At 71.3% G+C, this 11582-nt stretch carries 11 protein-coding genes; 2 read left to right on the top strand and 9 right to left on the bottom strand.

Translation table 11 applies throughout. The annotated features are described in order from the left end of the window. Positions 1–68: 68 nt before the first annotated feature. The gene (gene arfB, locus N864_RS13970) at positions 69–512 is read left to right on the top strand and encodes an alternative ribosome rescue aminoacyl-tRNA hydrolase ArfB (protein WP_034717843.1); all 444 of its coding nucleotides are present in this window, start codon (positions 69–71) and stop codon (positions 510–512) included. Here arfB and N864_RS13965 read toward each other — a convergent pair. Further along, positions 497–1081, bottom strand: coding sequence for a GNAT family N-acetyltransferase (locus tag N864_RS13965; protein WP_034717841.1), 585 nt, complete (start codon positions 1079–1081; stop codon positions 497–499). The genes arfB and N864_RS13965 overlap by 16 nt on opposite strands. A 214-nt stretch (positions 1082–1295) precedes the next feature. Here N864_RS13965 and N864_RS13960 point away from each other — a divergent pair, with 214 nt between their 5' ends. Then, a complete protein-coding gene (locus tag N864_RS13960; protein ID WP_155892941.1) occupies positions 1296–1766 on the top strand; it encodes a hypothetical protein in 471 nt (156 codons plus the stop codon). Here N864_RS13960 and N864_RS13955 read toward each other — a convergent pair. The 8 genes from N864_RS13955 to N864_RS13920 all read right to left on the bottom strand — a co-directional run. Beyond that, a complete protein-coding gene (locus N864_RS13955) occupies positions 1763–2332 on the bottom strand; it encodes an MOSC domain-containing protein (protein WP_240474331.1) in 570 nt (189 codons plus the stop codon). The two genes, N864_RS13960 and N864_RS13955, sit on opposite strands and share 4 nt — an antisense overlap. Before the next feature lie 64 nt (positions 2333–2396). Continuing rightward, positions 2397–3305: a helix-turn-helix transcriptional regulator gene (locus N864_RS13950; RefSeq protein ID WP_051518581.1), complete on the bottom strand. Its 909-nt coding sequence runs from the start codon at positions 3303–3305 to the stop codon at positions 2397–2399. Between the two features lie 131 nt (positions 3306–3436). Next, on the bottom strand, positions 3437–3703 hold the full coding sequence (locus tag N864_RS13945) for a DUF6457 domain-containing protein (protein WP_051518580.1): 267 nt from the start codon (positions 3701–3703) through the stop codon (positions 3437–3439). 68 nt (positions 3704–3771) lie between these two features. Further along, positions 3772–4992: a Wadjet anti-phage system protein JetD domain-containing protein gene (locus N864_RS13940; protein ID WP_051518579.1), complete on the bottom strand. Its 1221-nt coding sequence runs from the start codon at positions 4990–4992 to the stop codon at positions 3772–3774. After that, positions 4989–8372: an ATP-binding protein gene (locus N864_RS13935; RefSeq protein ID WP_034717835.1), complete on the bottom strand. Its 3384-nt coding sequence runs from the start codon at positions 8370–8372 to the stop codon at positions 4989–4991. Before N864_RS13935 ends, N864_RS13940 begins: the two co-directional genes overlap by 4 nt. Beyond that, entirely contained in the window at positions 8365–9039 is a 675-nt protein-coding gene (locus tag N864_RS13930; RefSeq protein ID WP_051518578.1) for a DUF4194 domain-containing protein, read from the bottom strand. Before N864_RS13930 ends, N864_RS13935 begins: the two co-directional genes overlap by 8 nt. Continuing rightward, entirely contained in the window at positions 9036–10478 is a 1443-nt protein-coding gene (locus N864_RS13925; protein WP_205620953.1) for a DUF3375 domain-containing protein, read from the bottom strand. Before N864_RS13925 ends, N864_RS13930 begins: the two co-directional genes overlap by 4 nt. An 84-nt stretch (positions 10479–10562) precedes the next feature. Next, on the bottom strand, positions 10563–11582 hold a 1020-nt coding region (locus N864_RS13920), incomplete at its 5' end, for a DEAD/DEAH box helicase (protein WP_162164528.1).

Below are 11582 nucleotides of genomic sequence, written 5' to 3'. Positions count from 1 at the left end.
CCGTCGAGAGGCCACCAACCGACGCTCACGGCGAGGTGCGTTCGCTCGGCTCGTGGTGTCATGGGGGCATGGACCGAGCCCGCGGCCTCGTCGGCGTCACCGTGAACGCCCGACTCGCCATCCCCGAGGCGGAGCTGCGTGAGCGTTTCTCCCGCAGCTCGGGTCCCGGTGGACAGGGCGTCAACACGGCCGACTCCAGGGTGGAGCTCATCTTCGACGTGGCAGGGTCACGCGCCATTGCGGAGCAGCTGCGGGAGCGGATGCTCGAGCGGCTCCGCGGTCGCCTGGTCGACGGGTGCGTCACGGTCGTCGCGAGCGAGCATCGCAACCAGCTGGCCAACCGCAAGGCCGCCCGTGAACGCCTCGCACAGCTCCTCCGCGAGGCAGCCGCGCCGCCGCCGGCCAAACGGCGACCGACGCGTCCGACCCGAGGCTCACAGGAGCGTCGCCTCATGGCAAAGAAGGCCCGGGGCGAGGTGAAGCGGGGCCGCGCCCGCTACACCTCCGGGTGATCGGCGCCGCTGGCCAGTGGCCCCGCCGTCGTCAGCCGGAAGGCCTGCGCCGTGATCCGGTAGAGCTGCATGTCGACGTCGTACCACTTGCGCACGACGCCCTCGTCCGTCATGCCGAGCCGCGCGCAGACCCGCCCGGATGCGTCGTTGCCGACATGGGTTACCGCCAGGATCTCCGGGAGCCCCTGGTCGAACCCGTAGTCCAGCAGAGCTCGAGCCGCTTCGGTGGCGTACCCGTGACCCCACGAGTCGGGGTGCAGGTGCCAGGCGATCTCGACCTCGCCGTGGTCTGCGTGGGGGAGGGGGAGCAGCATGACCGACCCGACCACGCTCCGGGTGGATCGCACCTCGACCGCCCAGACCCCGATCGGCGGGGTCGCAGACCGCTCCGCGTAGCGGTCGATCGTCCGGTGCGCTTCGTCGAGGTCGGCCATGACCCACGGCGTCCCGTCGCCCAGCCACTGGGTCACTTCTTCGCGGCCCAGGATGTCGAGCAGGCGCGGCGCATCGTCGTGGCTCCACGCCCGCAGGAGGAGCCGGTCGGTCTCGAGGGCACAGGGCGGCGTCATGCAGCGCACCCTCCCAGCGGACGCGCAGGTCGCGCCACCGAATTGTGGTCCCGCGTGCACCGGTGATTGAACCGACGGGTGGCCTGATTCGTGACAGCCGGTAGGGCCCCGGAGACGCCGGGCCGCTCGCCTGAGGGAGTAGCCATGATGGCCGCCACCTGCGCCGACCACCGGATCCTGCACGCACTCGTCGCGCGGAAGCTGGTGGAGTCCCATGTCCTCGACTGACTTGCGCCCCGTTATGGCCGTGCCCCGCCACCGGATCCTCCTGGGCGTCCTCCAGCTCGCCACCTCCGCCGGGCTCGTCATCGACGCGGTCGTGCACCTGCGCGTCGCGGCTGACTACGAGCCGGTCCAGGGCATCCTCATCGGCGAGGGCACGCTCTTCCGCGCACAGGCGGTCGTTGCTCTGGTGCTGGCGGTGCTGCTCCTGGTCTGGCCGCGCCGGTGGGTCTGGGTCCTCGCGGCGCTCACGGCCGCGTCGGCCGCGGGCGCCGTCATCCTCTACACGTATGTCGATCTGGGCGCCATCGCGGGGCTGCCCCACATGTACGAGCCGACCTGGCTACCGCCCGGCAAGCTCGTCTCCGCAGTGGCCGAGGCGACCACGGCCGTCCTTGCGGTCGCGGGCTTCGTCGTGACGTGGCGGATGGCCCGCAACCGGGACCGCAGGCCCACGCTCTAGGACCCGGCCCGGGTCAGCAGCGAGGCGGGATCACGGACCCGGCCCTGGGAGCAGTCGCTCACCGTGACGTCGTGGTCGGGCCGATGCACCACGGTGATCGGGTCGCCCGCCCGGATGACCCCCGGCCGCAGCACCGCGAGGTAGGCGCCGGGCCGCCCGTGCTGATGGAACGTCCGATGGAACCGCGGGATGCCGACCCAGCCCGAGAGGTTGCCGCACGGGTCCCGCGGCAACCGCACCTCGACGACGATCCCCGCCTCGATGTCACCGATCTGCCACCGCTCGCCGATGAGCGCGCCATCGACATCGAGCCCGCGGGTCGTGAGGTTCTCCCCGAAGTATCCCGGCGGGATCCCACGGTCGAGTTCCTTTGCCCACCCGTCGGATTCCTCACCGGCAAAGGCATAGAGAGCCTTGTCGGGGCCGCCGTGGAACCGCTTGTCGCACTGGACGTCGCCGTCGATCCCGAGCGGTCCGACCTCGACGGGCCCGTCCACCGGACGTTTGTCGATCGCCGTCACCCGGGTCGGCCCGCGCCGGAGCCCGTGCACGACGTTGACCGACACCAGGTGAGCGCACACCAGGTGAGCGCACACCAGCTGAGCGCGAGCAACCATCGCCGGTCCCTCCTCAGGCGCTCTCCGAGATCCACCGCACCGGGTCCTCGTCGATCTCCGTGAACCCCGCGTCGTAGAGGGCGCCGGCCACGAGAATGCGGCGGTGAGCGGCATACGTCAGGATGTGCGCGACGACGCCACCCACGGTGTACACCTCGACCGTCTCGCCCGGGCACAGCACCGCCTCGTCGAGGCGCCCCTCGGCGCCGAGCTCGCTGATCCGCGCGACGAAGCGGGGGCCGACGTCGGCGAGCCGGCGCCGCAGCTGCATGACCGTGGGCGGTCCCTCCGGCCACTCGTAGGCGCGGCCGGCGAGCGCCGCGTCCCACATCTCGAGCTGCCCGACGAGGCGGTGCAGCAGGGAGCGCGGGGTCGGCTCCGGGTCGACGCCCTCGACGGAGATCTCGATCCGCCGGTCGAGGACGTCGTCGGGCAGCTGCTCGGCCCGGCGCAGCATCTCGTCGATGAGCCAGACGTTGTGCTCGAGCATCCGCACCATGAGGTCCATGCCGCACACCTTTCGTCGCGCCGGCAGCAGCAGGCTGCCGGGTGGCTGGAAATGCACCCGGTTGGGTGCGTCGAGCTGGAGCGCAGCGGGCGCCTGCCGGTAGTCGCTCGGTGACACGCCGTATGCCGCTGAGAACGCCCGGCTGAACGCCTCGTTCGAGCCGTAGCCCGAGTCGATCGCGACGTCGAGCACCGAGCTGTCGCTCGTCACGAGCAGGTATGCCGCTCGCTCGAGCAGGACGCGTCGCTGCAGTGCCGCTGGAGCTTCGCCGGCGGCCGCAGTGACGACCCGGCTGAAGTGCGACCGTGACAGGCCGACTTTCGCCGCGAGGTCCGCGGTGTCGACCCGTTCCTGCGTCAGCGCCGCGGCGAGGACATCGAGGAAGGCTCCGAACGCGTCCCGGCTCTGCTCCATACGTCGATCCTCACGCACGAAGGGCCGGGGTGCTTGATCGTTTGTGCTGTCCCGGCTCCCTGCCGCCCCCGGTTCGAGGTGATCCACGGGCAGTTGCGTCCGGCGAATACCTCGACCGAGGGATCGGCGCCTCAGCCCTCCTCGGTGTCCGGCTCCGGCAGGGTCGCCAGCATCCGGTCGTACAGCTCCGCCGGGTCGGCATCCGGATGCCGGGCCACCGCCATCCCGAGGATGAACGCACCCACGGGCCCGAGCGGCCGGGTCTTGCGGTGCGAGATCTCCCGGGTCAGGTCGAGGATCCGCGGGATGTCGACGGCGCCCGCCGGGACGTCGAGGGCCGCACACACCTCCCGCACCCAGGGACCGCCACGCTCACTGACCTCACTCGGATCCGCCATGCCCGTCCTCCTCGACGCTGAGCCACTCGCAGAGTCCCACCGTACGGGTCTGGCCGCCGTGAACCCGGTCAGAGCGCCTGCTCGAGCGCGCTGGCGACGTGAGCATAGTTGACGCGCTCCTGCTCCAGGCGCACCGAGGTGCCCAGCTCGTTGTCCCGGAGAGTGCGATAGACGGCGGCCTCCCCGGGCGTCAGTCGCGCGAGGGACAGCCGTGAGGGCTTCGGGTCGGTCGTCCACTGGCTCGAGTGCATGGTCAGGGTCTCGAGGTCCATGAGCACGCTGCGCACGGCCGGCAGCTGGCTCCGGAGCCGGTCGAGGATGACGAAGCCGTCGGTGTCAAGGTCGCCCCAGTAGAGAACGTCGCGATCCAGGAGCCACGGGAGGCGCCCCAGCCGCAGCACGTCGAAGCCGGACCCGAAGAACGCCACGACCCCGGGGAGCGCAGGCAGCGCGAGGAAGGTGACCTCGTTCTCGACGACGAGGATGTGTCGGGCCGAGACCGTGGTCGCGGCGAGCTCCTCGACCCGGACGGACACGTCGGTGAGCCCACCGAACAGGGACGTCCCGTCGAGCGAACGCAGCCTCGTCATCGCCGGCTTGTCGCGGAAGCCGTAGCGGCGGGCAAAATCCTTGCCCGGTGAACGGGTCTCGTCGGCGACGCCGGGGGCGACGGCGTCAAGGAGCTCGGCGAGCAGCCCGCGGTGCCCCTCGATGAACTTCGTGTCGACGCCCGGCACGTCGATCTGACGCAGGTATGCCGCTGTCCCGACCGTCGCGCGCAGCCACAGGACCGTCGCGACCACCTTGGGCCACACCGCCGCGTGACTGAGCGCCCGCAACGGGTGTGCGACGACCCAGTCGGCCAGCGCCGGATGCGCCTCGGCCCCGAGGCGGAGCACGCGCTGGAAGGTCGCCACCTGGTCCGCGACCCGCAGCAGACGCCAGACCTGCTCCGGCTCGTCGAACCATGCGGCGGACGGCACGACGTTCGCGCCGACGAGACGGCCCCCGACCGGCCGCACCTCGAGGCCGAACGCCGGCTGCCGGCCACCGTCGGCCGCACGGTGCAGGGCACCGGCCCAGTCCTGGACCGGGCCGAAGGCCGCGGCGAGCTCACGGGCGGAGGGCGCTCGCAATGGCACCCGGACCGGCTCCCAAGCACCCTGGGCCGCGACGCGCAGCAGCTCGCCCTTGTCCCATTGCCGCTGCAGCGCAGACCTGATGTCGTCGACCGTCGACCAGGGCTGACGGGTCACGGCCGTCGCGGCGCGGCGCCCGGCGGCGGTCATGCCCGCTCGGGCCTGACCGCGCCGCCGACGCGTGCAAGCGCCGCGTCAGACCGTTGCTGCTGGTACTCCTCGATCGTCAGGTTGTGCAGGCGGGACGACCGGCCGCTCGGGTTGTCCACGAAGCCGACTCGGCGCACGAACGGTTCGATCGTGTGGACCTTCTGCAGGGGCGTGACGACGAGCAGCTGCAGCCCCAGCCGGTCGAAGAGCCGAAGGGCGTACCGGGTCGACTCGTCCGAGCCGCGCCCGAACGCCTCGTCGATGACGGCGAACCGGAAGGTGCGGGCGGACCCGCCCGGGGCGTCGAGTCGGAACTGGTAGGCGAGGGAGGCAGCGAGGATCGTGTACGCGAGCTTCTCCTTCTGCCCGCCCGACTTGCCGTCGGAGTCGGCGTAGGTCTCGTGCTCCTCGTCCGACTCGCGCCACCGCTCCGACGCGTTGAAGACGAACCAGTTGCGGACGTCGGTGACCCGGGTGGTCCACTGCCGGTCCTGCTCGGCGAAGCCCTCGCGCCCCCGGAACCGGGCGATGAGCGACCGGACCTGCTCGAACTTCTGCTCGGAGTAGAGGTCGTCGGCCTCGCCACCGAGCAGCGCTCCCTCGGTGCAGGCCCGCAGGTCGGCCCGGAACTCGCGGATCTCGGTCAGGGGCGTCGGCACCGCGTCCAGGCGGATGAAGCGGTCGGTGTTGTAGTCGATGTCGCGCAGCGAGGCGTTGATGGTGCGGATCCGTTCGGTGATCTCCTTCGACTGCTGGATGAGCCGGCTTTGGAAGCCAGCGATCTCGCGGATGGTGTTCTGGTTGAGGTAGCGCTTGAAGTCCGCCTCGAACCGAGGCAGGTCGTCGCGGGCGACCCGGTCGCGGAACTCGCGGAACTCACCGGCGGCCTCGATGCTCGCGTCCATGTCGGTCGTCTCGGCCGGGTAGTCGCGCCGGAAGGCGTCCATGAGCCGCTCGGTCCGCGAGGTCGCGGTGTTGAGCCGGCGGGACAGCGCCGCGGACCGCTCCACGAGCTCGGCGCGCAGCTCTTCGACGAGACCTTGGACCGCATCGACTCGGCTGACACCTCGGGACCGCAGGGCACGAACCGCGCGGTCCACGGCCGGACGGTCGGCCTCGTCGACCCCGGCAAGGACCGCCGTGTTGCGCGCCTGGTCGGTCTCCAGACCGGTGCGGCGCCCGTCAAGCGCGCCGATGGCCCGCTCGTGGCTGGCCCGTTGCTCATCGGCCGTGGCGAGCTCGGCCTCCACGACGGCCAGGCGCTCGTCGATCGCGGCCAGCTCGCGCGAGGCCTCGACGAGGAGCGCCAGCTCCCGCTCCACCTCCTGGAGCGCCCGGGCCGAGGCCCACCAGTCGATGTCGCGAGCGTCGTCGACGACCAGGACGCGGGTCAGCGCCTCGCGCCGGGCGCGCAGCTCCCGCTGCTGGGCCTCGGCCCGCCGGATCGCCTCGTCGACGCGGTTCAGCTCCTCCTGCACCCGGGTGCCGCGCCCGATGAGGGCGTCCTGCTTCGCCTTGTTGTCCCAGCCGAGCACGTAGCGGGACGGGTCGTCGACTCGGTGCCGGTCGTCCTTCTCGTGGCGGCTGCCCGACTTGACCTGCCCGCGCACGGTGACCGCCCGGCTGACCCGCCGGAAGTCCTCGAGGCTCTCGACGCACTCGTGCGCGGCCCTCGCAGCCAGCTCCGCCGCCAGCCAGGCGGCATACGGGCTGTCGCGCAGCTCGAGCTTCGCCGCGAGCGTGCCTGCCGTCGGTGGCGCCGGCTGGTGGCGCTCACCGACCCGGACCCGGTGGTAGACGAGGCGGGTGCCCAGGTGGTGGCCGTCGACCCAGTCGGCGACCCGGCCGTAGTCGGCGTCATCGACGATGAGCGACAGCGCGAAGCCCCGCAGCACTCGCTCGGCCGCGCCCCGCCAACGGTCCTCGCCGGGACGCACCTGGACGAGCTCGCCGACGAAGGGGACCCGCTCGTCGGCGACTCCGGTCTCCTCGCAGAGCCGGTCGCGCAACGCGAGCAGCTCCCGGGGGATGCTCGACCGGCGCTCCCGCAGGCTGATCAGCTCGGCCCGGATCTCGTCCGACTCGCCGCGCAGCTGACGGCGGTCGACCGCGTGCTCGGTCAGCTGGTCGGCAACTCGCTTGCTCTCGTCATCGACTGCGGCCTGCGCGGCGTCCGCCTCGCCCCGGACCCGCTCGAACTCGGTGGGATCGGCGAGCGGCTCGAGTCCTGCCGCCGCGAGGTCCTCGCTCCAGGCGCGGTGGCGCTTGGCGCGGGTCTTCCGTTCTTCGGTATGCCGCTCCCTCGCCTCCTCGAGGGCGCCGACCCTTCCGCCCGCGTGGCCGGCGCGAGCGTCGCGCAGGCCCTGGTGCTCTGCGCGCAGCGACTGGACGGTCCCCTGGGCACGGGCATGGAGCTCCCGCTCGTGTGCGAGCTGCGCCTGGGTCTCCGTCACTTCGTGCGCGAGCAGCTTGAGCGTCACCTCGGCTGCGGCATACCGGAGGGCCTGCTGCGCAGCGGTCGCCTCGGCGAGGTCCGTGCGGACCCGGGCCACCTCGTCGCAGCCGTTGACGATCGGGTCGAGCAGGGCAAGCTGGGAGCGGGCCTTGATGACCGCGTCGTGGGCGGCGGTGAGGTCCTCGAAGTGGGCGACGAGCTTGCGGACGTCCGCGGCCGCGTCGAACGGCTCGAGCATGTGGGCGCGGACGAAATCGGTGAGGTTGCCGACCGACTTCATCGAGACGGTCTGGTGGAACAGCTCCATCGCCTGGCTCGACGGGATGCCGAGGGCCCGGCGGTAGGCCCGCTCGTAGTCGGGGAACGTGCCGTGGGGGGTGATGCCGGCACCGCGGAGGCGCTTCTTGAGCGCGGTGACGTCGGTGCCGAAGTCGCTGAGGTCGCCCACGATCCCGAGCTCGCGGTCGGCGACGAGGTAGAACCGGTTGGGCTGGCCGGCGTGGTCGTCTGGCATCCAGAAGACCTGTGCGAGGGTCACCGCCGAGTCGAGCCGCTCGTTGCGGAACACGGCGAGGATCGCGGAGTGCGACGTGTGGTCGCGCAGCCCGACCGGGCGTGAGACGCCCGTAGTCTCGCTGCGCTCGGACTTCCAGTAGCCGAGGACGTAGGAGCGCAGGCTCCGCTCGCGGGTCTCGGCGCCGGCGGCCTTGTTGTAGGAGATCCGGTGGGCGGGCAGGAGCAGCGTTGTGATCGCGTCGACGAGGGTCGACTTGCCAGAGCCGATGTCGCCGGTGAGCAGGGAGGTGTGCCCGCCGAGATCGAAGCGCCAGACGGCCCGGTCGAAGGTGCCCCAGCCGAGCACCTCCACATGGTCGAGGCGGTAGCCGGCGGTGCCGAGCGAGTCGTCGAGGGGAAGCTCATCCATCGCTGGGCTCCCACCCGTTGGGGGCGTCGCGATCGGCCGCCGGGTCGCCGGAGCCTTCCGCTGCGCCGGGCTCGAGGGTCGCGAGGTAGTCACGCAGCCGCTCGTCGAACTCGTTGAGCCACTGGGCGTCCACGTAGGCCTTGAGGATGCGACGCACCTCGTAGGTGCGGTCCTGGCCCGTGATCGGGCGGAGGAAGCCGAGCGCCGCGACCTTTGTGATGAGTGCGTCGACCTCGCTGGTGAGCCGCACCTCATTGGTGCTCTCGGGCAGGTGCACGCGGAGCAGGTCGGCGATCTGGTCACGGGTCAGGATGAGCCGTGGGTCGCTGCTGCTCGCATCGAACTCGGCCAGCCGCTTGCGCAGGAGCGCGAGGAGCAGGCTCACCCGGAACGACAGCCGGTGGCGGGGGATCAGCCGCGGGACGTCGATGTCGTCGTAGTCCATCTGCCGCAGGTGGGCATAGCCCTCGGCCTCATCGACGACGAGCTCGAGACCCATGACGGCCATGTGGTCCTTGACCCGGGTCTGGTGACGGCGCAGCAGGGCCCAGAGCGCGGCGTTGTCGGCCTGGTAGACGACGCCGCGCAGGAGCGGGATGACGACGCGGGACAGGTCGAGCGCATCATCGGTGGCGCCCGGGGTCGAGGTGGTCGGGATCGTTGTCATGAGCGGTCCTTGCCGTCAGGGCGGACGTAGAGCAGGGTCGGGATGTCGGCCTCGCGGCGCGTGTCGTCGTCGGTCCAGCCGACCCGCTGGCGGGCCGTGTCGTCGATGACGAGGTCGATGCCGTCCTCGTGCAGGGCGAAGTAGGCCATCAGCTCGGCAAGCCCCTGCTCCGGCGGGTGCTCGTCGACGATCTCGCCGAGGCTCACCTGGGTGCGGTGCCGCAGCGCTGCCCTCACCTGGCCGACGAGCCGCGCGTGGTCGACGTGGTCGACATGGAAGAGGGCGGTCGTCTCGGCCGCATCGACTGCCTCCGCGACGGTGCTGTCGATCTGGGGTGCGGCCGGCGGCGAGTAGAGGGGCCGTTCGAACGGGAGGGCGATCTCCGGCCGGGCGCTCTCGAGCTCCATCTCGACCGGCTCGCGCTCGTCCCGGAGCACGACCGCGCTGCTTTCGATGCTGCGGAGCAACTCGATGACCCGGCGGTTCTCGAGCCAGACGGTGTCGTCGAGGAAGCGGCGGAGCTGGTCGGAGAGCGTCCGCACCGTTGCCTGGGTGCGGTCGGCGGCGGCGAGCCAGTCGCGGTCGATCCGGCGCACCCGGTCGTCGGCGGCGATCGCCTCGAGGCGGTGCACCTCGTCGAGGAGAGCGCTCAGCTCGTCCTGCCGCTCGGCGGACAGGAGGAAGTCGTAGAAGGCCTGGAAGCTGCGGCCCTGGTCGGACTCGGAGATCGCATTGCGGTCACCGAGGAGCTGGTCGAGCAGCTCGCCCTTCGACCCGTCCCAGCCCGCGATCGTCTCGCGCATCTGCCGGTCGAGGGCGCGGAACTTGCCCTCGACCTCGCGGAAGTCGGAGAGCAGCTCGAGGGCCGTGCTCGCGAACTGCTGGTAGCGGTCCCGTTGGCCGGTCGGGTCGAGCACGTCGATCTCGCCGGCCTCGGCGCGGGCGATCTGCTCGTCGAGCCGCGCCCGCTCGGCGCGAAGATGCTCCAGCCGGTGCTCGGGGTCGGTGTCGCTGCCCGTGACGATCTGCCGGAGCAGCCCGACCAGCGTGTGCAGGCGTGACTCCGTGCCGACGAAGGCACGCTCCTGCAGCATGCCGACCCACGCGACGGCCCGCTCCAGTGCCGGGGTGGCGTCGACGTGCGGCTCGTCGCTGCCCTCGAGGTAGTAGAGCCGCAGCCAGCCGGACTCCTGACTCGCCCAGTCGGCGACGTAGGCGGACGCCGACTTGGGGTAGGCGCCGTCACCGAGCCGCTCGCGCAGCGCGTAGAGCTCGTCGTCGAGGCGGCTGACGAGCTCGGACTGGGTGAGGACCCGCACGTTCTCCTCGACGAAGGTCCGGCCCAGGAAGCTCACGATGAGGGGCGCGTTCGCGGCGCGGAGCAGCCGCCAGGCGGGATGCTGCTCGCGCAGCCGGCTCAGGTCGTCGTGGGACAGCACCGGGACCCCCTTTCGCTGCACCGGAGCATAGGCGACGGCGCCGACACCGGAGGAACTGCGCGGTCTCCGCTGGAAGCTGGGCGGTCAGCCGCCCAGGAGTCCCCTGATGTCCTCGGCACTGAGCGGCGCACCCATGAGCCCGCCCTCGTCGACGACCCTGGCGAAGAGCTCGCGCTTGCGTTCCTGCAGGGCCAGCACCTTCTCCTCGATCGTGTCCTCGCTCACGAGGCGGTAGACCATCACGGTCTTGTCCTGGCCGATCCGATGGGCCCGGTCGATCGCCTGCGCCTCGACGGCAGGGTTCCACCACGGGTCGAGCACGAAGACATAGTCGGCCTCGGTGAGGGTCAGGCCGGCGCCCCCCGCCTTGAGGCTGATGACGAAGACGGGCGCGTCGCCGTCGGTGAAGGCGCTGATCCGCTTGGCCCGGTCGCGGGTGCGCCCGTCGAGGTAGACATGCTCGATGGCCTCCTCCGCCAGCCGGTCGCGGACGATCCGCAGGAACGACGTGAACTGGCTGAAGACCAGGCAGCGGTGTCCCTCGGCGACGACCTCGACGAGCTGGTCGAGCAGCGCGTCCACCTTGCTCGACCGGATCTTCGCCGGCGCCTCCGCTTCGACGAGGTGGACATCGAGGCTGAGCTGACGCAGCTTCGTCAGGGCGCGCAGGATCGCGATGCGGTTGCGGTCGACGTCGTCGAGCAGGCCAAGGATCCGTTGGCGCTCCCGCGCGAGGTGCCGGTCGTAGATGCGTCGGTGTTGGGGGTTGAGGGTGACCGGCACGACCTGCTCGATCTTGGGCGGTAGGTCCGTCGCGACGGACTCCTTCGTGCGGCGCAGCATGAGCGGCCTGATCCGACGGCGCAGCGTCTCGAGCAGCTCTGGAGCAGCACCGGACTCGATCGGTCTGCGATACGTCTCACTGAAGCGCTGTGGGGAGGGGAAGAGCCCCGGGGCCACGATCGACAGGAGCGCCCAGAGGTCCATGAGCGAGTTCTCGAGAGGCGTGCCGGTGATCGCGAGCTTGAACGGCGCCGGGAGCCGGCGGACGGCGGCATACGTCCTCGCTTGGTGGTTCTTGACGAACTGCGCCTCGTCGAGCAC

Origin of the sequence: Intrasporangium chromatireducens Q5-1 (assembly GCF_000576575.1) — a bacterium.
GTDB lineage: Bacteria > Actinomycetota > Actinomycetes > Actinomycetales > Dermatophilaceae > Intrasporangium_A > Intrasporangium_A chromatireducens.
This window is presented reverse-complemented; position numbering and strand designations above follow the sequence as displayed.

Bases quoted from the DNA above. Each gene is read 5' to 3' on its own strand.
- N864_RS13945 (WP_051518580.1), bottom strand. From the start codon at position 3,703: ATGGCGGATCCGAGTGAGGTCAGTGAGCGTGGCGGTCCCTGGGTGCGG.
- arfB (WP_034717843.1), top strand. From the start codon at position 69: ATGGACCGAGCCCGCGGCCTCGTCGGCGTCACCGTGAACGCCCGACTC.
- N864_RS13950 (WP_051518581.1), bottom strand. From the start codon at position 3,305: ATGGAGCAGAGCCGGGACGCGTTCGGAGCCTTCCTCGATGTCCTCGCC.
- N864_RS13940 (WP_051518579.1), bottom strand. From the start codon at position 4,992: ATGACCGCCGCCGGGCGCCGCGCCGCGACGGCCGTGACCCGTCAGCCC.
- N864_RS13935 (WP_034717835.1), bottom strand. From the start codon at position 8,372: ATGGATGAGCTTCCCCTCGACGACTCGCTCGGCACCGCCGGCTACCGC.
- N864_RS13930 (WP_051518578.1), bottom strand. From the start codon at position 9,039: ATGACAACGATCCCGACCACCTCGACCCCGGGCGCCACCGATGATGCG.
- N864_RS13965 (WP_034717841.1), bottom strand. From the start codon at position 1,081: ATGACGCCGCCCTGTGCCCTCGAGACCGACCGGCTCCTCCTGCGGGCG.
- N864_RS13960 (WP_155892941.1), top strand. From the start codon at position 1,296: ATGTCCTCGACTGACTTGCGCCCCGTTATGGCCGTGCCCCGCCACCGG.